General features: G+C 39.3%; 12 protein-coding genes, 3 rRNA genes, 1 other RNA gene, 3 pseudogenes and 1 other annotated feature. Of the genes and pseudogenes, 2 read left to right on the top strand and 17 right to left on the bottom strand.

From position 1 onward, the window contains the following. Positions 1-390: 390 nt before the first annotated feature. Together MVE64_RS09655 and MVE64_RS09660 are read left to right on the top strand one after the other, a co-directional pair. Positions 391-579, top strand: coding sequence for a hypothetical protein (locus MVE64_RS09655; protein WP_121663445.1), 189 nt, complete (start codon positions 391-393; stop codon positions 577-579). A 226-nt stretch (positions 580-805) separates the two neighbouring features. Further along, on the top strand, positions 806-1,762 hold the full coding sequence (locus tag MVE64_RS09660) for an alpha/beta hydrolase (RefSeq protein ID WP_247345984.1): 957 nt from the start codon (positions 806-808) through the stop codon (positions 1,760-1,762). 81 nt (positions 1,763-1,843) lie between these two features. Here the strand turns inward: MVE64_RS09660 and MVE64_RS09665 are convergent. From MVE64_RS09665 to secG, 17 genes and pseudogenes are all read right to left on the bottom strand, one after another. Next, positions 1,844-3,549, bottom strand: a pseudogene (locus MVE64_RS09665) (2-isopropylmalate synthase). Between the two features lie 50 nt (positions 3,550-3,599). Continuing rightward, positions 3,600-3,820 (bottom strand) — a binding site (T-box leader). A 300-nt stretch (positions 3,821-4,120) separates the two neighbouring features. Continuing rightward, positions 4,121-4,876 (bottom strand): IS21-like element helper ATPase IstB, encoded by a 756-nt coding sequence (istB, locus tag MVE64_RS09670; protein ID WP_247345986.1) that lies wholly within the window; start codon positions 4,874-4,876, stop codon positions 4,121-4,123. Continuing rightward, positions 4,869-6,159, bottom strand: a pseudogene (istA, locus tag MVE64_RS09675) (IS21 family transposase). Before istA ends, istB begins: the two are co-directional and overlap by 8 nt. A gap of 447 nt (positions 6,160-6,606) precedes the next feature. Further along, positions 6,607-6,722: ribosomal RNA gene (gene rrf, locus MVE64_RS09680) — 5S ribosomal RNA — on the bottom strand. 219 nt (positions 6,723-6,941) lie between these two features. Then, a 23S ribosomal RNA gene (locus MVE64_RS09685) occupies positions 6,942-9,873 on the bottom strand. 326 nt (positions 9,874-10,199) lie between these two features. Then, positions 10,200-11,752: ribosomal RNA gene (locus MVE64_RS09690) — 16S ribosomal RNA — on the bottom strand. Together the 16S, 23S and 5S rRNA genes form the textbook arrangement of a ribosomal RNA operon. 546 nt (positions 11,753-12,298) lie before the next feature. Further along, a complete protein-coding gene (locus tag MVE64_RS09695; protein ID WP_247345989.1) occupies positions 12,299-14,047 on the bottom strand; it encodes a methyl-accepting chemotaxis protein in 1,749 nt (582 codons plus the stop codon). Positions 14,048-14,254: 207 nt separating this feature from the next. Then, complete coding sequence (locus MVE64_RS09700) at positions 14,255-15,778, bottom strand: tripartite tricarboxylate transporter permease (RefSeq protein WP_247345991.1); 1,524 nt, start codon at positions 15,776-15,778, stop codon at positions 14,255-14,257. 13 nt (positions 15,779-15,791) lie between these two features. Continuing rightward, a complete protein-coding gene (locus MVE64_RS09705) occupies positions 15,792-16,244 on the bottom strand; it encodes a tripartite tricarboxylate transporter TctB family protein (protein ID WP_247345993.1) in 453 nt (150 codons plus the stop codon). Between the two features lie 55 nt (positions 16,245-16,299). Next, positions 16,300-17,316, bottom strand: coding sequence for a tripartite tricarboxylate transporter substrate binding protein (locus MVE64_RS09710; protein WP_121665101.1), 1,017 nt, complete (start codon positions 17,314-17,316; stop codon positions 16,300-16,302). Between the two features lie 143 nt (positions 17,317-17,459). Next, a complete protein-coding gene (locus MVE64_RS09715) occupies positions 17,460-18,152 on the bottom strand; it encodes a response regulator (protein ID WP_247345996.1) in 693 nt (230 codons plus the stop codon). Further along, positions 18,149-19,750, bottom strand: coding sequence for an ATP-binding protein (locus MVE64_RS09720; RefSeq protein ID WP_247345998.1), 1,602 nt, complete (start codon positions 19,748-19,750; stop codon positions 18,149-18,151). Before MVE64_RS09720 ends, MVE64_RS09715 begins: the two co-directional genes overlap by 4 nt. 200 nt (positions 19,751-19,950) lie before the next feature. Continuing rightward, positions 19,951-20,313: a transfer-messenger RNA gene (gene ssrA, locus MVE64_RS09725) on the bottom strand. Between the two features lie 148 nt (positions 20,314-20,461). Continuing rightward, positions 20,462-20,928: pseudogene (gene smpB / locus MVE64_RS09730) on the bottom strand (SsrA-binding protein SmpB). Positions 20,929-21,045: 117 nt separating this feature from the next. After that, the gene (gene rnr, locus MVE64_RS09735; protein ID WP_247346001.1) at positions 21,046-23,391 is read right to left on the bottom strand and encodes a ribonuclease R; all 2,346 of its coding nucleotides are present in this window, start codon (positions 23,389-23,391) and stop codon (positions 21,046-21,048) included. 32 nt (positions 23,392-23,423) lie between these two features. Then, positions 23,424-24,164, bottom strand: a complete 741-nt coding sequence (locus MVE64_RS09740; protein ID WP_098797847.1) for an alpha/beta hydrolase — start codon at positions 24,162-24,164, stop codon at positions 23,424-23,426. A gap of 192 nt (positions 24,165-24,356) precedes the next feature. Beyond that, positions 24,357-24,590, bottom strand: a complete 234-nt coding sequence (gene secG, locus MVE64_RS09745) for a preprotein translocase subunit SecG (protein WP_098797848.1) — start codon at positions 24,588-24,590, stop codon at positions 24,357-24,359. Positions 24,591-24,661 lie beyond the last annotated feature (71 nt).

Genomic DNA, 24,661 nt, shown 5'->3' on the forward strand with positions numbered 1-24,661 from the left:
ATGTGTTAGAGAATTTTATTTTCGGATTTAAATTTTGTTAAGATATTCTTATTATAAGCTTAGTTTGAGTTGCTAGTAATAACATCCTGTAAAAGATTATAATAATGATGGTTCATACATACTCCTTTCCATCAGTTGTCAAATTGCCTAAATTAATATGTTATGATGATTTGACATCATACTTTCTCATTCATGAAAGGATTGATTTAATGCTAATACGTTTTGACCCCGTAACGATCATCATTATTATACTTTTCATCATTATTTCCTTTCACGTTTATACCCAAAAAGTGAGAATTAAGGAACAAAAAGAAGAAATTAAGAAATTAAGAAAAGCTTTAAATTATTTTAAAAATAAATAAGGAGCTTGTTAACTTTTAGGAGGCATTTATGCAAAGAAAAGAGAATCCAAATGTATATAAATGGCTATCTATTATTATCTTACTATTAATACCTATTGCCGGCAGTATTGCATTTATATTCGACCTAAACAGAAGTCCAGTTCAATTTTCCCTTATGTTCGTTGGGTTATGTGTTGTTAGTTGGAGAAGTTGGTCTAAATACAAACAATATAAATAACTGTATGATTTTATAAGGCACTTTCCTAATCTTATAAGCACTCTCAGAAGGACCAAGAGGTTACTCAAAAGAGTCCTTCTTCCCTTTTTTCGATTACTTTGTTTACAATTCTCACACATTCACTTTATAATTTTAATTGTGATGATACAAAGACAATTTTACTTCTTAGACACACTTCATACTTTTGTAAACGCATACAAAAATCAAAAAGAGGGAGTGTTATAAAATGAAGAACAGAGTTAATCCAGAGTTAGTGCAAGGGTTAGATATGTTTCAAGATCTAGATATACGGCCAGAGAATTTGCCAGCAATTAGAGAAGGTGCAGCTCAGATGAGGCAACCTACTGTTGTTGATGAATTTCTTTCATTAACTGATGAAATCATTGTTGGACCCGATTCTAATCCATTACCAATAAGAATTTACGGTCCAAAATCACATAATGAATCTTTACCTGCCCTTTTATGGATCCATGGGGGTGGATATATTTTAGGCTCAATAGATGATAATGATGATCTATGTATGAGGTTTGCAAAAGAAGCTAATTGTGTAGTCGTTTCGGTAGATTATCGTCTAGCTCCCGAACACCCTTACCCAGCTCCGATCGAGGATTGTTATACTGCTTTAAAATGGATAGCTGATCATGCAGAGTCGTTAAATATTGATCAAAACCGAATAGGAGTTGCAGGTGCTAGCGCTGGTGGTGGATTAACAGCAGCTTTAACATTATTAGCTCGTGACCGACAATACCCTTCTCTTTGTTTCCAAATGCCACTCTATCCAATGATTGATGATCAAAATAACTCACCTTCTACAAACGAAGTTAAAGAAGGATTTGTTTGGAATCAGAAAACAAATGAAGCAGGCTGGAAGATGTATTTGGGAGAATTATATGGAAAAGATAACATCCCTGCCTATGCAGCTCCTGCACGAGCTGAAGATTATAGTCATTTACCATACACCTACACATGTGTTGGGCAATTAGATCCTTTCCGAGATGAAACATTATCTTATGTTACAAGGCTTGCACAAGATGGTGTAGATGTTGAATTTCATTTATACCCTGGAGCCTATCACGGGTTTGAAGGAATAAATCCAGATGCAGATCTATCAATTCGTGCTACAAATGAATATATTCAAGCAGTTAAAAACGGCTTTGAAAGACTTGAAAAGGTAAAATCTTAATTTTTATTTGTAACACTCACAAACTATTTGTGAGTGTTACAGCAAAAAAGCCGATAATAGTTATCGACTTTTTTGCTTTTATTATTTAGAAGAAACAGACTCTGTCTCTTTTTCTACAGAAATTTCTTTGTTGGATATCATATTATTAACAGCACTAAACAGGCTTTTACTGAGGATGTCATAATATCAGCGTCTATTCCACAACCCCAATAGACTGAACCATCTAAAGCAGTAATCCCAACATAAGATACAGCGTTAGATTCTGAGCCTATGTTTTGTGCATGTTCCTTATATATTAAATCTTTATAACGGAAACCAAGTTGCTCCTGAAGTACGTTACTAATCGCATCAAGTCTTCCGTTTCCTGTTCCACTTAACTTATATTCTTGTTCATTCATTTTAAACATAACTGCTGTTTCATAATGAGCATTTTGAGTGAATGTGTAATCTATAAACTCGACAGGTGTATTAATATTGACAAAGTCATTGATAAAAATGTCATAGATTTCATTCGGCATAAGCTCCTTATGTTTACGATCCGAAATATTCTTAACATGATATCCAAAGCTTTCACGCATTTCAACAGGTAAATCAAGCCCATATGTTTGGTGAAGTACGTAGCCAATTCCACCTTTACCTGATTGGCTATTAATACGAATAATATCTCCTTCATATTGCCTACCAATATCCATTGGGTCTATTAATAAATATGGAACATTCCAGTACTGACGTTCTTTTTCTTCACGCCATTTCATTCCTTTTGCAATTGCATCCTGATGAGAACCAGAAAATGCTGTAAAAACAAGTTCGCCTCCATAAGGATGTCTTTCGTGAACGGTCATTCTTGTTAATTTCTCATACTGTGTAATAATGTTTGGGATATTTTCTAAGTTTAGGTTGGGATCAACACCATGTGAAAACATATTTAAGGCAAGTGTAACAATGTCTACATTACCTGTTCTTTCTCCATTTCCAAACAATGTTCCCTCCACTCTCTGTGCTCCAGCAAGCATTCCTAACTCTGCGTCTGCTACCCCAGTTCCTCTGTCATTATGGGGATGAAGGGAAAGGATTACATTGTCCCGATAGTTAAGATTCTCACTCATATACTCGATTTGGCTAGCGTAAACGTGAGGCATAGACATTGAAACTGTTGCTGGTAAGTTGATAATAACCTTGTTTTTTGCATCAGGTTGCCATTCATCTAACACACGATTGCAAATTTCAAGTGCAAACTCCACTTCTGTGCCTGTGAAGCTTTCAGGAGAATATTGAAATTGAAAATCTCCTTCCGTTTCAGCTGCATATTTTTTAAGTAGCTTTGCTCCAGTTACTGCAATATCAATAATTTGTTCTTCCGATTTTTTAAACACTTGCTCACGTTGTGCTACAGATGTTGAATTGTATAGGTGAACCACTGCTTTTTTAGCACCTTCTAGGGCCTCAAATGTTTTCTTAATAATATGATCTCTTGACTGTGTTAACACCTGGATTGTTACATCATCCGGTATTAAATCTTGTTCAATTAATGTACGTAAAAAAGCATATTCCGTTTCAGATGCAGCTGGAAAACCAACTTCTATTTCCTTAAAACCAACTTCCAACAGCAATTGAAAATACTCTAACTTTTCTTCTAAGCTCATAGGGACAATCAACGCCTGATTTCCATCACGCAGATCGACACTACACCAAGTAGGAGCTTCCGTAATATACTCTTTCTGCGTCCATTTTAAGCTAGTCACTGGAGGCATAAAATAACCTCTAGAATACTTATCAATATTTTTCATTTAAAATACCGCCTTTCCATTATTATTCAAATAAAAAAGCCTATCATCTCATAAGAGACGACAGGCTATAACCTTCGTGGTACCACTCTTTTTGGTTCATCACTAAATAAACGAACCCACTTTGAGACTTTATTACGGTAGTCATCCGTTAAGACCTACATATCAGTCCTACCACTCCTGGGCGAGTTGGGGAATCAATTGACTGTCTTTCACCACCCGACAGCTCTCTAAACAATCTATTTTCCTTAATATTCCCATTCACAGTGTTTCAATAATTTATACTAATCTGATTTTTCTAATTTTATAATAAGTTAGATGAATAATCAAGAGGAAGTTGATGTTTTTTGTGTGTGTTTTGTGGGGGGTGCCTGTCACTCCCCGTTTTTTGTAGAATGATGTTGCTTTTTTCCATTGTGCACATGCATTCTTCTCCACCTCAAGCTAAGTATGCATGTAATCACAAAACTGTACATTCTAATATAATCATCTTTGTACATTATTAAATTAACATTCATACTTGTAAATGTCAAGCTAACGATGTACAATTTTGATCGTTTAAGAATGTACAAAATTAATCATCATCTTCTTTTTGTAAATGATCCTTAATTCTATAAGAGGGACCAACAATATTGACAACTGTTGCGTGGTGTAATACACGATCTAATATTGCATTTGCTAATTTAGAATCCTGGAACACCGCATCCCACTCTTTAAAGCTAATGTTTGTAGTTAAGATTGTACTTTTCTTTTCATATCTCAAATCAATTAGCTGAAAGAATAGTTTTGCATCTTCTTTGTCAATTGGAAGGTAACCAATTTCATCAATAATTAGTAATTTATATTTCCCATAGTGCTTTAATCGAGACTCTAAGCGATTTTCTAGCTTTGCCTTTTTCAAGTTTAAGATAAGTTCATTACATTTAATAAAATAGGTACTTGTTCGTTTTTTGGCTGCAGCGATTCCAATCGAAGTCGCTAAGTGAGTTTTGCCAACACCACTAGTTCCCATGAAGATAATATTCTGTTTATCTTCGATAAAACGCAGAGAAAGAAAATCAAGAATTTGTTGTTTATTTATCGTTGGTTGAAAATCAAAGTTAAACTCATTTATCTCTTTACGGTGGGGAAAAGCCCCCACCTTAACCATTGAATTTATCATTATTTTCTCACGAACATCTATTTCATAGTTTGTTAATTTCATCAATGTGTCAACGAGAGATAATTCATTCTTGGTACTAAAATCAATGGTATCGTTAAGATGAGTAATCATCTGTTTTAAGTTTAAATATTCTAAATTACTTACTAATTGTTGATAACTACTATTCAATTTTATACACCTCATCCATTGCCAGTAGATTCTTTTTAGCTAGCTCATCAATATCAGGAATAGTCTGGCATTCCCCGTGACAATACGTCTGTATAATGTTCTTCCTTATAATTCAGCACCTTACTACTGATTCGATGTTGAGCGATCAAATCCGTGTTATAATATACATGTATGTGATCGTCATAGACTTGTAAACCAACGGTTTTCCCTTTGTATTCAGCTGGTACTGAATACTGGTTTGATTTGTACGTAATCATGCTCGCAGGGTTAACCTTTACAAGCTTGTGTTTGATCTTATAAGAGTCTCTTATTTCTTTCCTTGGTAGGGGGAGTAAGTGACTCTTTTCTTGTTTTAAAGCAAGTATTGGAATCTTTCTATTTCCTTGATTAAAACTTTGATTATGGCGTTCACAAAGCTTTTGAACAAATTGGTGAAGTCCTTCGTAAGTGAATTTTCCCTGATAAGCATGAATCTCATCTAAGAGCTTCATAATACTCTCTACTTTCCCTTTTGTCCTTGGCCTTCCTGCAATACAAGGTTTGATTTCAAATCCACTATCACTGGCAAACTGTTCAAATCGTTCATTAACCACTCCTTTTGAATACTCTGTTCTATGTTCATCCATTACTGTTTTCATATTGTCCGTTAAAATGATCTTTGGTACTCCACCAATTGCTTCAAAGCACTCCATCAAAAAGGACATTAATATACTTTGTGATTTGGACATGGTTAAACCATAAGACTTAAACCTTGAATTTCCTAACACCAACACTCCTACATTAACGTGTATAATCTCCCCATCACACGTTATGTATTTTATGTTCTCCTTCCAGTCGAATTGAGCCTGTTCCCCCGGAGGGGTTTCATAACGAACAACAGATTGTGTTGCTTGAGTTCTTTTACCATCGGTAAAATATGCTTGGAACTCAGGTTTGTTTGATATGTATCGTCGGAAAGATGACTGGGAACAGTTCAAACTATGGTTATCCTTTAAGTACTCCCAAAGAACTCTCTTGTAGTAAAAAGTTTGTATTGAATCCTTTGAGAGTAGGTCTGATATAACTTCATATAACTCATCTATTCTAGATTTTCTATTACGGGTTTTACTTGGCCCCTTTCCATTTAAATATCGATCCACAGTCCTCCGATCTACTCCCAATTCTCGCCCTATCTTACTTTTATTTATTTTCATGTTTAAGCTCTCCATTAGAAATTTTAACTTTGGTAAATCTTCTAGACTTTTTACTTCTATCTCTGTCGTTAAATCTAGCTGTACATGCATTCTCTCCACCTCAAACTAAGTATGCATGTACATCACAAAACTGTACATTCTTATGTAATCATCTTTGTTCATTTTTAAATTAGCATTTATAGTACACAAAAAAGACCAGTATCTCTACTGATCTTTTCCTCACTTACTTGGCGACGTCTTACTCCCACAGGGGGAAATCCCCAACTACCATCGGCGGCAAGAGCTTAACTTCCACGTTCGGACTATCGGCTTGCGATAAGCGGCGAATCCCGCGTCAGCTTGTTCGTTCAGATCCTCATGTGCCAAGACTGCACACTCCGGTCTTCACTCTCTGCGCTTCCTTGACCTTCTTGCTTCTCCCAAGCCTCAGGCTAGTAGTCTTACTTTTCCCCTAATTTTCACATACCAACCTTCGGTTTAACAACCTTTAACCACACAAAAAAAGACCAGTATCTCTACTGATCTTTTTCTCTTCTTACTTGGCGACGTCCTACTCTCACAGGGGGAAACCCCCAACTACCATCGGCGCTGAAGAGCTTAACTTCCGTGTTCGGCATGGGAACGGGTGTGACCTCTTCGCCATCATCACCAAATAATGTGGTTTACGGCTTCCGATAAACTTCACATTTCTGCGTCATCTCATTCGTCAACATCCTCACGTACTGAAGTACGCTCCGGTGTCTCCTCAATCAATTCCTTGAACTGTTCGTTCCTCGAAACCCTTTCACTTTGTATAAAGTTTTCAGGAATATTATATTCCTTCAAAACTAGATAACGAATCACAATTCAATTCACTAAGCTTACGCTTTTATTAGGTTAAGTCCTCGATCGATTAGTATCAGTCAGCTCCACACGTCACCGCGCTTCCACCTCTGACCTATCAACCTGATCATCTTTCAGGGATCTTACTCACTAATGTGATGGGAAATCTCATCTTGAGGGGGGGCTTCATGCTTAGATGCTTTCAGCACTTATCCCTTCCGCACATAGCTACCCAGCTATGCCTTTGGCAAGACAACTGGTACACCAGCGGTGCGTCCATCCCGGTCCTCTCGTACTAAGGACAGCTCCTCTCAAATTTCCTACGCCCACGACGGATAGGGACCGAACTGTCTCACGACGTTCTGAACCCAGCTCGCGTACCGCTTTAATGGGCGAACAGCCCAACCCTTGGGACCGACTACAGCCCCAGGATGCGATGAGCCGACATCGAGGTGCCAAACCTCCCCGTCGATGTGGACTCTTGGGGGAGATAAGCCTGTTATCCCCGGGGTAGCTTTTATCCGTTGAGCGATGGCCCTTCCATGCGGAACCACCGGATCACTAAGCCCGACTTTCGTCCCTGCTCGACTTGTAGGTCTCGCAGTCAAGCTCCCTTGTGCCTTTACACTCTACGAATGATTTCCAACCATTCTGAGGGAACCTTTGGGCGCCTCCGTTACATTTTAGGAGGCGACCGCCCCAGTCAAACTGCCCACCTGACACTGTCTCCCAGCCCGATCAGGGCTGTGGGTTAGAATTTCAATACAGCCAGGGTAGTATCCCACCGATGCCTCCACCGAAGCTAGCGCTCCGGCTTCTCAGGCTCCTACCTATCCTGTACAAGCTGTACCAAAATTCAATATCAGGCTACAGTAAAGCTCCACGGGGTCTTTCCGTCCTGTCGCGGGTAACCTGCATCTTCACAGGTACTATAATTTCACCGAGTCTCTCGTTGAGACAGTGCCCAGATCGTTACGCCTTTCGTGCGGGTCGGAACTTACCCGACAAGGAATTTCGCTACCTTAGGACCGTTATAGTTACGGCCGCCGTTTACTGGGGCTTCGGTTCAAAGCTTCGCTTGCGCTAACCTCTCCCCTTAACCTTCCAGCACCGGGCAGGCGTCAGCCCCTATACTTCGCCTTGCGGCTTCGCAGAGACCTGTGTTTTTGCTAAACAGTCGCCTGGGCCTATTCACTGCGGCTTTTCCGGGCTATTCACCCTAAAAAGCACCCCTTCTCCCGAAGTTACGGGGTCATTTTGCCGAGTTCCTTAACGAGAGTTCTCTCGCTCACCTTAGGATTCTCTCCTCGCCTACCTGTGTCGGTTTGCGGTACGGGCACCTCTCACCTCGCTAGAGGCTTTTCTTGGCAGTGTGGAATCAGGAACTTCGGTACTATAGTTCCCTCGCCATCACAGCTCAGCCTTCGCGACAACGGGATTTGCCACGTTGTCAGCCTAACTGCTTGGACGCGCATATCCAACAGCGCGCTTACCCTATCCTTCTGCGTCCCCCCATTGCTCAAATGGTGAGGAGGTGGTACAGGAATTTCAACCTGTTGTCCATCGCCTACGCCTTTCGGCCTCGGCTTAGGTCCCGACTTACCCTGAGCGGACGAGCCTTCCTCAGGAAACCTTAGGCATTCGGTGGAGGGGATTCTCACCCCTCTTTCGCTACTCATACCGGCATTCTCACTTCTAAGCGCTCCACCAGTCCTTACGGTCTGGCTTCACAGCCCTTAGAACGCTCTCCTACCACTGTTCTAAAAGAACAGTCCACAGCTTCGGTGATACGTTTAGCCCCGGTACATTTTCGGCGCAGAGTCACTCGACCAGTGAGCTATTACGCACTCTTTAAATGGTGGCTGCTTCTAAGCCAACATCCTGGTTGTCTAAGCAACTCCACATCCTTTTCCACTTAACGTATACTTTGGGACCTTAGCTGGTGGTCTGGGCTGTTTCCCTCTTGACTACGGATCTTATCACTCGCAGTCTGACTCCTGAACATAAGTCTTTGGCATTCGGAGTTTGACTGAATTCGGTAACCCGATGGGGGCCCCTAGTCCAATCAGTGCTCTACCTCCAAGACTCTCATTTCAAGGCTAGCCCTAAAGCTATTTCGGAGAGAACCAGCTATCTCCAAGTTCGATTGGAATTTCTCCGCTACCCACACCTCATCCCCGCACTTTTCAACGTGCGTGGGTTCGGGCCTCCATTCAGTGTTACCTGAACTTCACCCTGGACATGGGTAGATCACCTGGTTTCGGGTCTACGACCACGTACTATGCACGCCCTATTCAGACTCGCTTTCGCTGCGGCTCCGTCTTATCAACTTAACCTTGCACGGGATCGTAACTCGCCGGTTCATTCTACAAAAGGCACGCCATTACCCATTAACGGGCTTTGACTACTTGTAGGCACACGGTTTCAGGATCTCTTTCACTCCCCTTCCGGGGTGCTTTTCACCTTTCCCTCACGGTACTGGTTCACTATCGGTCACTAGGGAGTATTTAGCCTTGGGAGATGGTCCTCCCTGCTTCCGACGGGATTTCACGTGTCCCGCCGTACTCAGGATCCACTCTGGAGGGAACGAAGTTTCAACTACAGGGTTGTTACCTTCTTTGACGGGCCTTTCCAGACCTCTTCATTTACTCCGTTCCTTTGTAACTCCGTATAGAGTGTCCTACAACCCCAAGAGGCAAGCCTCTTGGTTTGGGCTTCTTCCGTTTCGCTCGCCGCTACTCAGGAAATCGCGTTTGCTTTCTCTTCCTCCGGGTACTTAGATGTTTCAGTTCCCCGGGTCTGCCTTTAATACCCTATGTATTCAGGTAAAAATACTACTCCATTACGAGCAGTGGGTTTCCCCATTCGGAAATCTCCGGATCAAAGCTTACTTACAGCTCCCCGAAGCATATCGGTGTTAGTACCGTCCTTCATCGGCTCCTAGTGCCAAGGCATCCACCGTGCGCCCTTAACAACTTAACCTTCGACAAACGATAAGCGTCGAATTTCTTCGTTGACTTCCCATCTTCCGGTGCTCATGTACTCTCGTACACTCCGCTCCTCATCAGGTCGTCGCCTCGAACTTCTCGCTTCTCCTTTGTCTCAAGACATAAGATCAAACTTAATATCTTGATTAACATTTATTAAGAGAATCACTAAACTAAGCGTTTAAACTCAGTGAATTACTTGAATTGTTTTCGTTATCTAGTTTTCAAGGAACATTATATCGAGAGATCATAGTTCTCTCAAAACTAAACAAAATCAGAAACGTCTTTTTATGAAGGAGCTTGTCCTTCAATTTTCCTTAGAAAGGAGGTGATCCAGCCGCACCTTCCGATACGGCTACCTTGTTACGACTTCACCCCAATCATCTGTCCCACCTTAGGCGGCTGGCTCCTTGCGGTTACCCCACCGACTTCGGGTGTTACAAACTCTCGTGGTGTGACGGGCGGTGTGTACAAGGCCCGGGAACGTATTCACCGCGGCATGCTGATCCGCGATTACTAGCGATTCCGGCTTCATGCAGGCGAGTTGCAGCCTGCAATCCGAACTGAGAATGGTTTTATGGGATTGGCTTGACCTCGCGGTCTTGCAGCCCTTTGTACCATCCATTGTAGCACGTGTGTGTAGCCCAGGTCATAAGGGGCATGATGATTTGACGTCATCCCCACCTTCCTCCGGTTTGTCACCGGCAGTCACCTTAGAGTGCCCAACTGAATGCTGGCAACTAAGATCAAGGGTTGCGCTCGTTGCGGGACTTAACCCAACATCTCACGACACGAGCTGACGACAACCATGCACCACCTGTCACTTCGTTCCCCGAAGGGAAACCTTCTATCTCTAGAAGTAGCGAAGGATGTCAAGACCTGGTAAGGTTCTTCGCGTTGCTTCGAATTAAACCACATGCTCCACCGCTTGTGCGGGCCCCCGTCAATTCCTTTGAGTTTCAGTCTTGCGACCGTACTCCCCAGGCGGAGTGCTTAATGCGTTTGCTGCAGCACTAAAGGGCGGAAACCCTCTAACACTTAGCACTCATCGTTTACGGCGTGGACTACCAGGGTATCTAATCCTGTTCGCTCCCCACGCTTTCGCTCCTCAGCGTCAGTTACAGACCAGAGAGTCGCCTTCGCCACTGGTGTTCCTCCACATCTCTACGCATTTCACCGCTACACGTGGAATTCCACTCTCCTCTTCTGCACTCAAGTTCCCCAGTTTCCAATGACCCTCCACGGTTGAGCCGTGGGCTTTCACATCAGACTTAAGAAACCGCCTGCGAGCGCTTTACGCCCAATAATTCCGGACAACGCTTGCCACCTACGTATTACCGCGGCTGCTGGCACGTAGTTAGCCGTGGCTTTCTGGTTAGGTACCGTCAAGGTACCAGCAGTTACTCTGATACTTGTTCTTCCCTAACAACAGAACTTTACGACCCGAAGGCCTTCATCGTTCACGCGGCGTTGCTCCGTCAGACTTTCGTCCATTGCGGAAGATTCCCTACTGCTGCCTCCCGTAGGAGTCTGGGCCGTGTCTCAGTCCCAGTGTGGCCGATCACCCTCTCAGGTCGGCTACGCATCGTTGCCTTGGTGAGCCGTTACCTCACCAACTAGCTAATGCGCCGCGGGTCCATCTGTAAGTGACAGCTAAAAGCCGTCTTTCAATTTCAAACCATGCGGTTCAAAATGTTATCCGGTATTAGCTCCGGTTTCCCGGAGTTATCCCAATCTTACAGGCAGGTTACCCACGTGTTACTCACCCGTCCGCCGCTAATCTCAGGGAGCAAGCTCCCATTGATTCGCTCGACTTGCATGTATTAGGCACGCCGCCAGCGTTCGTCCTGAGCCAGGATCAAACTCTCCAATAAAGAGTTGATAAAGCTCATAATTTAAATCTTTTAAAACGTTGACGTTTCTGTTTTGTTTAGTTTTCAAAGAACTACTTTAGCTGATAACTTTATCAGCGACAAAATTCATTGTATCAAACAACTTCTTTGTTGTCAACTTCTATGAACCGTTTTTCTTAAGCAAGAAAACTTAATGTCATATCTTGTAGCAACAAATAATATCTTATCACTTATTTTCGCAGAAGTCAATGATGTTTTCAATTCTTTTTTGTCTTCTATATCGTCTTAATTAGCGACAAGTCATATCTTATCATCTATCATCACCTACGTCAACTTCTATGAAAAGATTTTATATGTTACATAACTAGCTTCTTTAATTATAAAACAATCAAAAAAGACTAATGAAGCAATTCTTTATTCTTCACTTGCATGATTAAGACTGTTCCTTCTCTATCTTTTACCAATAAGTATATTTCCTTATAAAACATCATACTTTTTTTGGCAAATAGCAAGGCAAGCTGAAACTTCAGCTTGCCTCGCTATTTTATATTAATAATGATTGTACCTTTATAATTGATATTTGCTTAACATATCATCTAATTCTTTATTCATTACATTTAATTGCTCTGCTGATTTTGCCACCTGTCTAATAGCATTGTTTTGCTCATCAATTGAAGAACTAATTTCCTCCACAGATGCAGCTGTTTGCTCGGAAACACCTGATGAACTTTGAATTCCATCTCCTATCATAGAAGTTTGGTTGGTGATATTTCTAATTTCATCATTTAGAATTCCTAGTGCTGAGACAGTTTCATTTATTGAATTCGATAACTGATTAAACTTATCTTGCGTTTCTAAAACATCATCATTTAATTTAGTCGATGTAAGCATGGTTTGTTCTACAATTTCTACCGTATTACCGGTCTCAGTTGCGATCGTAGACACTACTCCTCGAACTTGATATGTTGCCTGCTTAGATTGTTCAGCAAGCTTTCTTATTTCATCCGCTACCACAGAAAAGCCTTTTCCATGCTCCCCTGCCCTAGCTGCTTCAATACTAGCATTTAATGCAAGTAAATTTGTTTCCGCTGCAATATTTTCAATTGTTACCATAATATGATGAATTTCCTGAGTTTTATCATACAGACTTTTTATTCCTGTGTTAATTTTCTCTGATGCATGTAAAGAATCAGCATTAGATTTTCTCAATGAAGAAACAATTTCATTTCCCTCGTTCGATAATAGTTGAGATTTACTTGTAACTCCCTTAATTATATTACTCTGCTGGTTCATTGAATCAATTGATTTTGTCAATGTTTCAACACTATGATTAATGTTTTCTAAATCATTAGCTTGCTCTTGAGTTCCTGTAGAAATTTCCGAGACAGCTGTACCAATCTCTTCGCTGCTTGCTAGCGTTTGTTCTGATACTGCAGAAAGCTCTGTTGCTGAGTCAAGTAAGTTTGAACTTGTACTTTTTACATTTTGTACTAATTCAAGAAGCTGATAAGACATCTTATTATATGCACCTGCTAATTGACCAATTTCATCTCTTGATTCTGAAAGATTTGTAGCCTGAATCTTTCCATCAGCAATATCCATTGAAGATTTTGCAACTTCTTTCAATAAAGAAATTTTCTTTTTAATTGCCAAGTAAAATACTAATATACTTATTAATATAAGCGCAAAAGTTCCCCATAATATAATAAATTTAATGATTTCTAAGCCTTCATAAAATTCATCTTCGTAAACAGCTAGACCAACATACCAATCCCACGGCTCAAAATGTTCCATATAAGATATTTTCTTTCTCATTTCTCCTGTTTCATCGTTCACGTCATCGTAATAGACATAACGGTCTTCTTTATTTGAAGCTAATGAGCCTTTCACCATTTTTTCACGATTTGTCGTATCCTCAGGAATATCTCCTACTGGATTACTTGGATGAACTTGTGAGGAAAAGTTTGCATCATAGGCGAGGATATACCCTTCACCTTTATATAAAAAATGAGAATTCTTATAATCATGCTCTCCATTCTTAAGTTTTGGTCCACTCAAAAGGAGCCTTGCTTCCTCTTTACCCTCCTCTAAAGTTAGATGACCGTTTTCCACCTGTTGGTTTATTGCCTCTAAAGTAGCTAATGAACTATTAACAATGTGATAAACCTCTTGTTTACCAGCTTTCGTTAATTGATCCTTTGCTATGAAATAACTAGTTAATCCAATCGTTGATACGGAAAACACAATAATAATCGTAAGTAAAACCATCATCTTGATTGATATACTATGCCAGTCGACCTTAATTCTCCTCTTCATACTAAGCTCCCCCATAAATTTTTTCTCATTATATATATCGACCATTTATAATATGAATGAGTAATTTTCGACTTTTATTTACTGGTAATAGTTTCTAGTATGGTCTAAAAATATGAAAAGGCACTGATCCTAAGTCACGGACCGCGCCTCATTTTCAATATAACTATGATTGTCGAATTCCCTTTGTTTATCTACAGTTGATTTTATTTAATCTTCGTTTACAACAACATTTCGACCTCTCATTTTTAATAGAATTGGAATGGTCATCCATAACAATGCAATCACTAAAAAGATAAGTGAAATGGGCTTCTCTAAGAAAATAATAAAATCTCCATTCGATGTAGTTAAAGCTCTTCTCATATTATTTTCAATCATTGGCCCTAGTACCAAACCGAGTACTAGTGGCGCTACAGGGTAATCATGCTTTGTTAAATAGTAACCCACTACTCCACAACCAATTAAAAGTAATAAATCAAACACTGTAAATTGAACAGCATAAACTCCGAATATTGATATAGCTACAATAATAGGTAATAAATACTTTGTTGGTGTTTCGATGATTTTCGCAAAAATTTTAACAAGTGGTAAATTTAAAATAAGCAGCATCACATTTCCGATGAACATACTAGCAATCAAACCCCAAGCAACTTGTGGGTGATCTGTGAAGAATAGTGGACCTGGCTGTATATTATACATAATAAGAGCTCCCATTAAGATTGCTGTTGTACCTGAGCCTGGTATACCTAAAGTTAATAATGGAATCATTGCTCCACCAGAGGCACCGTTATTTGCGGCCTCAGGTGCGGCTACCCCTTCAATTGCCCCTTTTCCAAACTTATCAGGATTTTTACTAATCTTCTTTTCCATAATATAAGAAAAGAAGGATGCTAATGTTGCTCCTGCACCTGGTAAAATCCCAATGAAAAATCCTAATAAAGATCCTCTGACAATCGGCCCTGAGCTCTCTTTCAAATCTTTTTTTGTTGGAAGAATTCTTTCCACCTTCGCAATAGATCCATCAACACTCTCTTTTTCCAAAATTGTTTTAAATACTTCTCCAAGAGCAAACAGTCCCACTGCAACAGTTAAAAATTCAATACCTGAATATAAAACAGGAACCTCATACGTGAAGCGTGCTACACCTGATACATTGTCCATTCCGATTGTAGCAATTAGCAGTCCAACAACTGTCATAATTAAAGCTTTTGTTCTTGATTTTCCTGCAAGGCCACTGACGGCACAAAGTCCTAATATCATTAATGAAAAGTACTCTGCTGGACCAAAAGACAATGCGACACTAGACAATGGTTCCGCTAAAATTGTTAGACCGATAAGTGCAACAATCCCTGCAAAAAATGAACCAATTGCAGCAATTGACAGTGCAGCTCCAGCTCTTCCTTGTTTGGCCATTTGATAACCATCAAGAGCAGTTACAACTGATGATGACTCACCTGGTGTATTTAATAAAATAGATGTTGTCGATCCGCCATACATCGCTCCATAATAAACACCGGCTAATAAAATAATAGAGCTTGCTGCCGCTGATTCAGGATCAAGACCTGATGTAAGAGTAGCTGTTACGGGAATTAATAACGCCACTCCGCTCATTGGACCTATTCCTGGAAGAACACCAACCGCAGTACCAATTAATACTCCAACAAACGCAAACAATAAGTTATGCCATTGCAAAGCTTCTGCAAAGCCATTTGCTAAAAATTGAATTGTATCCATTTATAACACCTCACTAAAACCAAGTTGGAAAGCCAGGTAAAGAGCCTTCAAGAACTTCAACAAATAAATAATAAACCCCACCTGAAAAGCATGCTGCAATAACGATGGATTTTAGTATATTCTTTTTATCCATTGCGATGAAACTAACAAGTAAAAAGAGAAATGTTGTTAATATAAAACCTAATGTTTCGATAAATGAAGCATAAAGAATAGCAGAAATTAAAATAATGAAAAATCTCTTGTAATCTAGCTCTTCTTTCCCCTTTTGTTCATTCACATATTTAAATGTTTCATAGAATAGACGAAGGCTAAGCAAGACTAATACAGCCCCTAATATAGTTGGAAACATATCAGGGCCAACATTACTCCCATATGCACTTTCCGAAATTTTTTGGCTTTCGACAACGAAGAATATTCCTATGACCATAAAAATAACACTTGAGTAACGATCAAAAGCTTTACTCATCTTTACTCTCACTCCCTATAGAGAGAAAGAGGGGAGGTCCCCTCTTCCTAAAGCTTTATTTTTGCATGCCTAATGCTGTTAAGAGGTCCTGAATCACAACATTTTGCTCATCTAAAAACTTCTTGAAATCTGTTGAGTTTTTAAATTCACTTTCCCACCCATTTGATTTCACTTCATTGTTCCATTCTTCGCTTTCTGACAGTTTTTGTAATGTTTTATCCCAGAAAGCTAATTCTTCTTCCTTCAATTCCTTTGGTCCAAATACACCACGCCAGATTGTAAAGTCTGCATCTATCCCTGCTTCTTTAAAAGTTGGTACATCTGCTAAATCACCTTCCAAACGTTCAGGTGAACTAACGGCCAACACTTTCACTTTTCCTGATTTCACATATTCTCCAATAGCTGAAGCATCTGTAGCAATTAAGTCGGCATTTCCTCCTAGCAGTGCCGCAATCGCTTCACCACCACCATCATATGAAACATATTTCACTGATTTCGGGTCAATATCAGACTTAAATGCAGGTAATACTGCTACTAAATGATCCATTGAGCCAGGTGAAGATCCGCCTGCAACTGTCACTTTTGTTGGATCCGCTTTAATGGCATCTAATGCAGATTGCAAATCATTAAAAGGTGAATCACTTTTTACAACAATAGCTCCGTAATCTTTTGTAAGCTGTGCTAAAGGTGTTGTATCGCCATAACCATATGGACTGTTTCCTTCTTTTTTCTCATGATTTATTAAAATCGGCGGTGAACTGATCATTAATTTATATGGATTGTTTTTTTCTTGAGTTGCAAACTCTGCCATATAAACAGCACCACCACCACCTGGTTTATTTTCAACTGTTAATGTTTCTTCAACTAACTTTGTATCAGATAAAACCTTCGCTAATGCTCTTGCCGTTAAATCCCAGCCGCCGCCTGCACCTGATGGAGCTACAACTGTGATTGGTTTTTCTGGATAATTAGAGCTACTTTCACTACTATTGGCTTTTTCCTTATCTCCACCACAAGCAGCTAACATGAAACTTAGAAGTCCAACTAATACAACCAACATTGTTTTCTTCATAGAATTCCCCCCAATTCTTTGTCCATTTAAAAAGACAGCACTTAATGTAAGCGCTGTCTTAAAGTTAACAGAATTTTTCATTTTATAGAATCTTAACCTCATAAGTTCAATTAACTGTAATGAATTCTTTTTGTTCATAAAGTTCATGACTGAAAACGGAAGTACCTTCTTTCCGGACGCCCAACATTTCCATATACTAGCTCTGCATATACCTTTTTTTGTGAAATAAGATATTCCAAATATCTCCTTGCTGTTGATCGACTAACTCCAGACTGTTTACTTAATGATTCAGCTGTAATCCCCTCTTCAGCAACATTTAAAAGAAACTCTAATATTTTGTTGAGCGTTAGTGGATCAATCCCCTTTGGCGCACCATCTTCCTCTACTAAATGACTATCTTGTCGGGATAAACTCCATAAAGCTGTTATCTCTTCTTGGGTTAAATGTTTAGTCGTTTTTAATTTTTCCAATCTTTTTTGATAGGCTTCTAGACTTGTCTTAAATCTCTCGAATGTAACCGGTTTGACAATATAATCACAAACCCCATTTCGTAAAGAATCTCCAACTATATCAACCTCTGAAGATGCAGTAATCATAATAATGTCGATATCTGGATAAGACTTACGGATGACTCTCCCTAAATCTGTTCCTAACATATCTGGTAAAAACACATCTAACAAAACTAACTGCGGTTGAATAATTTCAAGTAATTCAATTGCTTCCGCCCCAGACGTTGCTATGGCTACTACCTCAAAGCCATCTATCTTCTTTGTAAAACGGCTATTAATTTCTGCTATCCTAGCATCATCTTCAATCACCATTACTTCTACTTTCATTTTGGCTCCTCCTTTGGGATCGCAATAATAAACAAAGCACCACCTAATTCGCCTGTTTCAATTGTAATACTCCCATTTAGCTCCTCGACTAATTCACTCACTTTCGCTAAGCCAAGCCCTCGATTTTTCCCATCCTTCGTTGAAAAACCCTTTTTAAAAATCTCAGTTAACATGTGAGGTTCAACACCGGTTCCACTATCTTCAATTTCCATAATGAGATCATCACCTAGATCAGTTATAAAAAAACGTACATATCGTTCTTTACGTTTTTGCTTTTCTAATTCTTCAAATCCATTCGTTATAAGGTTTCCTAAAATTGAAACCAAACTACTATAACCAATGTGCTTAGGAATCTCCTCCAGACTGCTTTCTCGATCAACATGAAAGGAAACCTTTAGCTCTTTAGCACGATTGTAAAACCCTAGTAAAATCCCACCAAGCCATGGGTCTTTTATTTTCCTCATGAGAAATTGTGTAAAGTCTCTCTGACTTTCTGTTTCTTCATGGATAAGTGTAAGGGCCTCATCCAATGACCCTAATTGAATTAATCCCGAAATCGTATAAAGCAAGTTATTAAACTCGTGGGTCTGCGCTCTTAAGGCTTCTGTGTATCTCTTCACTTGTGATAATTCTTCTGTTAATTGATCAATATCAGATTTAAGTCTAAAGCTAGAAACGACACCAATCACTTCATCTCCATATTTAACAGGAATACGATTTGCTATAATGATCTTATTTCTAATTTCTAGTTGTTTATCTAGTTGCTTTTCGCCTGTTCTTAGAACATCTAGTAAAGAAGAATTAGGGATAATATCAAAAACCTGTTCTCCAACAACAGGTTTTGTCTTATCTAGTGATAAAATGTCATATGCAGCTTGATTGATGATCAATATCTTTCCATCCTCATTAATAACAATGATTCCTTCATGAACCGTTTCAATAACAGCATTACGTTGTTTAAACAATGTAGCAATTTCCTCAGGCTCTAGTCCCATCATTGTATTCTTTATCCTTCTTGCTAATATAATCGAACCTAATGTTCCCAAAAGAAATGCAGTAATGGCAATCCAAATAACTGGTTTTCCGTAATCAAAGACTGTATTTTCAATATCCTCAATTAAAAAACCTACTGAGACTACACCTATAATTTCATCACCATCAAGAATTGGCACCTTTCCTCTTAATGAAGGCCCTAAGGATCCAGTTGCCTTGGAAACATAAGATTTCCCCTCTTTTAACGCCTTAACATTGTCTCCTCCAACCATCTTTTTACCAATTCTCTCAGGAATTGGGTGTGAATATCGAATTCCTTCTTTATTACCAATTACGATGTATTCAGCGCCAATTTCTCCTCTTATTTTTTCAACCAAAGGCTGAATAATTCTAGATGGATCTTCAGTATCAAATGCTTCATGAATCTCAGGCATGTTCGCTATCGTTGTTGCAACATGTAAAGCTCTTTTGCTAATTTGCTGCTCAACTGTTTTTGATAAAGTATGATAGTATAAAATACTACATAAAAGAACAATTAATAAAATAAGACTAAGGGCAAACAAAATAATACGTATATAAAGCTTAGGTCGATTCGTTCTTTTCAATAGTTCACACCTCAGTTTTTAGAAATCGCTTACAAGTTTGAGTATTCTTTATTGTATATAAATACCTTTGGTTTGTCATTGAGAATTTTCTTCTATTTAATAAAGTAAAGTTATTGGAAATAAATTGATTGAGGAGATTTTCGGAGAACTCTTTTGAGTTTTTTAAAAAAAGACAAAATAAAAACCACCAAATATGTATTTGGTGGAGACGGAGGGAGTCGAACCCTCGTCCAGACATATCGGCACTTAAGCGTCTACGAGCGTAGTCGATATATTTGCGGTTTCGCTAACTCCTATGCCTATCGACAGGCGTTAGAGCAGCTAGTCTGATTGGTCTCTTCCATCATCCCCAGACGGAGGAATTAGGCGTAGTCCACTAAGAGTGAGTCCCTTACCCTACCACATGGACGATGGAGGGAGGAACAGCTAAGCAGTTATTAAGCTGCTAAAGCTAAGTTATTGTTAGATTTGCCAGTTATTATTGGCGTGACGTTTTTACGAAGACGATCCCTTCGGCCCGCAACCTAAGCTCGAACTACCCCTGTCGAATCCGTAACGTCCCCATGTAAGCCGTATATACCAGCTAGGGAATACGGGAAGTTTAAAGATAGTTAAGCTTAATTGCTTATTAAGTTTTAAAAAGTAAGTTGACTGTCTTACAAAACTTATTATATCAGACTGGCTAAAAAATGCAATTGTAAGGTTTTCCCACTACATTTTTTGACGTTCTCTAAAGGCACGTTCGATATCACGCTTCGCTTCCTTCTTCTTCAGATCTTCACGTTTATCGTATTTCTTTTTCCCTTTACCAAGACCGATTAGCACCTTTGCATAACCATTCTTCAAATACATCTTTAAAGGAACAAGGGCATAACCTTCTTCTTTGGTTGCACCAATTAGTTTCACAATCTCACGCTTATGAAGTAATAGCTTCCTTTGTCTTAGTGGATCATGATTATAGCGATTTCCTTGTTCATACGGCTAACATGCATGTTCAATAGAAATACTTCGCCACGATCAATACGTGCATACGAATCCTTTAAGTTTACACGTCCATTACGAATTGATTTAATTTCCGTACCTTGAAGGACAATGCCAGCTTCAAATGTTTCCTCTATTGAATAGTCATGATTTGCTTTTTTGTTTTGGGCGACTACTTTTCCCATACCTTTTGGCATTGTGTTCACTCCCCTCGATCTAGCGATACGTTCTATTTTAGCAAAAAATGGACTGTAACTCAATTAATAGAGTTAAAGAGGGACTGACACTTAGAATGTCAGACCCTCAATCATCATTTAGCGCTTTTTCTTACGTTTTGCATTTGGTGCATTTTCGAAGTGTTTTTTCTTCTTTTTACGAGGTGGACGTGTTGACCATTCGCCATCCTTGTCATTTCCATGTGTTTTGCCGTTATTACTGCCGCCACGACCATTGGAATCCTTTCTTCCTTTACCAGCAATGATGACTTTTGGTTTGTCTTTTTCAGGACGTCTTCTTGTCCCTTTCATACCAACAATTTCGAAATCAATTGCTCGCTCGTCTTTGTTTACATTTACTACGCGTACAGTGATTTCGTCACCAATTCTGTAGACATTACCAGTTCGTTCCCCAATCATCGCATAATGCTGCTCATCATATCGGTAATAATCATCTGTCATATAGCTGACGTGAATAAGACCTTCTATTGTATTTGGAAGCTCAACGAACATACCAAAGTTTGTAACAGAACTGATCATACCGTCGTATTCTTCGCCAATTTTATCAAGCATGTACTCCGCTTTTTTCAGTTCATCTGTTTCACGCTCTGCCTCTACCGCTCTTCGTTCCATGTTGGAGGATTGTTCCGCGATTACAGGTAAGCTTTCCGCCCAATGTGCACGAGTTTCTTCATCAACTTTTCCTTCTATTAAATATGTGCGGATCAATCGATGCACAATTAAATCAGGGTAACGACGAATTGGTGATGTAAAATGTGTGTAAAACTCCGTAGCCAGTCCAAAGTGACCTAAGCTTTCAGGATCGTACTTAGCCTGCTTCATCGAACGGAGCATAACTGTTGAGATAACTGTTTCTTCTGGTTTACCCTGTACTTCTTCCAAAATATCTTGCAATGCTCTTGGATGAATTTCATTTCCTGCACCCTTTACTGAGTACCCAAAATTCGTAATGAACTGAAGAAATTTTTGTAGTTTTTCAGCATTTGGATCTTCATGAATTCGATATATAAACGGTACATTCATCCAATGGAAGTGCTCTGCTACTGTTTCATTGGCAAGCAACATAAACTCTTCAATAAGACGCTCTGCTACTGAGCGTTCGCGAATCACAACTTCCGTTGGCTTTCCTTCTTTGTCGACAAGCACCTTTGCTTCTTTAAAATCAAAGTCAATGGCACCTCGCTCCATACGCTTTTGGCGCAGTACTGCTGCAAGCTCACCCATTTGTTCAAACATTGGAATAAGACTTTCATATTTTTTTAGAAGCTCTTCATCACGGTCTTCTAAAATTTTATTTACATCAGAGTACGTCATACGCTCTGTTGTTTTTATCACACTCTGGAAAATTTCATGTTTAACAACTGTTCCTTTTTCATCGATTTCCATCTCACAAGAAAGTGTTAAACGATCCACTTTAGGATTTAAAGAACAAATTCCATTTGATAAACGATGTGGAATCATTGGAATAACACGGTCAACAAGATACACACTTGTCGCACGATCTAATGCTTCACGATCAAGTGGAGACTTCTCTGTTACATAATGACTAACATCGGCAATATGAACACCAAGCTTATAGTGGCCATTATCTAGTTGTGTCACTGTAACAGCATCATCTAGATCTTTCGCATCAGCGCCATCAATCGTAACAATTGTTTCGTTTCTTAAATCACGGCGGTCCTTTAGATCTTCTTCTCTAATCGTCTCCGGAACATCGTTTGCTTGCTCAAGTGCTTCGACTGGGAATGGGCCAGGTAATCCGTGCTTATGAATAACAGATAAAATATCAACACCAGGATCATTTTTATGACCGAGAATGTCAATAACTTCCCCTTCTGCACTCATGCGTCCTTCAGGATAAGTTGTTAATTTCACAACAACCTTATGTCCCTCAACAGCACCCTTTGATGCATTTTTTGGAATAAAAATATCATTAGCGATTTTTTTATCATCTGGAACAACAAAACCGAAATTTTTGCTTTCCGTATAAGTACCAACAACCTCTGTTATTCCACGCTCTAAAATACGGACAATCGTTCCTTCTTGTCTTGTCCCACCTGTGCTTGCACTGACTCTGACCATAACAACATCACCGTGCATAGCCGTTTTCAATTCAGTAGGTGGAATAAAGATATCATCTAAAGCAGTGTCCTCAGGGTCAACAAAAGCAAATCCTTTTGAGTGACCAATTAGCTTTCCTTTAATTAAATTCATTTTTTCTGGCAACCCGTAACGGTTGCTTCTTGTTCTTACAACGAGGCCCTGATCCTCCATAACAACTAATGCTTTCACAAAGTCTTTAAACTCCGTTGAATCCTCTATTCCAAATGCTTGTTCAAGCTCTTGAACAGTTAGGGGCTTATAAGCTTCTTCTTTCATAAACGAAAGCAGCTTATCAATATGTACTTGAATTTCTTGATCCATTTTCATCCTCCTTTACTCGTTCTAAAAAAACCTTACCAATCAAGGCTTTCTAAAAATTGATACACATCCTCATGGAGTTGATCACGTTCTTTATCAAGTGTTAACACATGTCCAGACTCTTCGTACCACTTTATTTGCTTATGATCATTTTCTACTTCATTGTAGATGATGTTTGCACTGTCAGTGTTAATCATATGATCATGTCTACCTTGTGCCACAAACGTTGGCGAATAGATCATGTCTACATTATTTCGGACATCTGCAATTAACTCTTGTAAGGCTTTTAATGTGTTCATTGGAGTCTTCTCAAACTCCTTCATCTCTTCTTCTATTTCCTCAGGAGACTTCCCTTCAAACTTTTTATAATTTCTCGCGTACTCGAGAACTCCTTGATACATAACTTCCTCACTTTTAATGTACATTGGCGCACACATTGGGACAATTCCCTTTACAGGTAAAGTGTAACCCAATTTTAATGAGAAAACTCCACCAAGTGATAATCCCCCAACAGCTATGTCCTCAAAACCCATATTTTTCAGATGTTCATACCCTTCTTGTACGTCCTTCCACCAATCTTCAGGCCCTGTATGAACGAGCTCCTCTGGCGGTACACCATGGCCTTTATACTGTGGTGCATGACATGTATAGCCTTTTTCACTAAGAAAGCGTGCCAGCATTCGAACATCCGCTGTGTTCCCTGTAAATCCATGTAATAATAAAACAGCTCTATCGCCGCCTTCGAATGTAAACGGCTTTGGTAAAACTCTTTTCATTCTTACTACTCCTTACTATCTTTTATTTAGTTTATCCCATAAATGCCATCAGTATTACTAAACTAACATCAAGCTATGTATTCTTTACACTTCTATTTAAGCAAACACTTTAGCTCTTGAACAATTGTTTGCTTAGTAACATCTAGCCCCAAACAAAAAAGAGCCTGTTTCTACAGACCCTTTACTTAATATTTATTGAACTACATATGCTACTAAAACAGTTAAAACAAAGAATAAAACAGAAAGTACGACTGTGGCACGGTGTAAAACTAAGTCTAGTCCACGAGCTTTTTGTTTTCCAAAAAGCTGCTCCGCTCCACCAGAGATTGCCCCTGATAACCCTGCGCTTTTACCAGATTGTAATAACACAACTGTAATTAAAGCAACTGAAACGATAACAAGTAGAATAATTAATGCTGTATGCATGAGTTGACACCTCCTGAAATGCGCACAAATAGATAGTTTAAATGTACCATACTTCTTTTTGATTCACAATA

Origin of the sequence: Metabacillus endolithicus, assembly GCF_023078335.1 — a bacterium.
Taxonomy (GTDB): domain Bacteria; phylum Bacillota; class Bacilli; order Bacillales; family Bacillaceae; genus Metabacillus; species Metabacillus endolithicus.

Bases quoted from the DNA above. Each gene is read 5' to 3' on its own strand.
- MVE64_RS09655 (WP_121663445.1), top strand. From the start codon at position 391: ATGCAAAGAAAAGAGAATCCAAATGTATATAAATGGCTATCTATTATT.
- MVE64_RS09660 (WP_247345984.1), top strand. From the start codon at position 806: ATGAAGAACAGAGTTAATCCAGAGTTAGTGCAAGGGTTAGATATGTTT.
- MVE64_RS09695 (WP_247345989.1), bottom strand. From the start codon at position 14,047: ATGAAGAGGAGAATTAAGGTCGACTGGCATAGTATATCAATCAAGATG.
- MVE64_RS09700 (WP_247345991.1), bottom strand. From the start codon at position 15,778: ATGGATACAATTCAATTTTTAGCAAATGGCTTTGCAGAAGCTTTGCAA.
- MVE64_RS09705 (WP_247345993.1), bottom strand. From the start codon at position 16,244: ATGAGTAAAGCTTTTGATCGTTACTCAAGTGTTATTTTTATGGTCATA.
- MVE64_RS09710 (WP_121665101.1), bottom strand. From the start codon at position 17,316: ATGAAGAAAACAATGTTGGTTGTATTAGTTGGACTTCTAAGTTTCATG.
- MVE64_RS09715 (WP_247345996.1), bottom strand. From the start codon at position 18,152: ATGAAAGTAGAAGTAATGGTGATTGAAGATGATGCTAGGATAGCAGAA.
- rnr (WP_247346001.1), bottom strand. From the start codon at position 23,391: ATGGATCAAGAAATTCAAGTACATATTGATAAGCTGCTTTCGTTTATG.
- MVE64_RS09740 (WP_098797847.1), bottom strand. From the start codon at position 24,164: ATGAAAAGAGTTTTACCAAAGCCGTTTACATTCGAAGGCGGCGATAGA.
- secG (WP_098797848.1), bottom strand. From the start codon at position 24,590: ATGCATACAGCATTAATTATTCTACTTGTTATCGTTTCAGTTGCTTTA.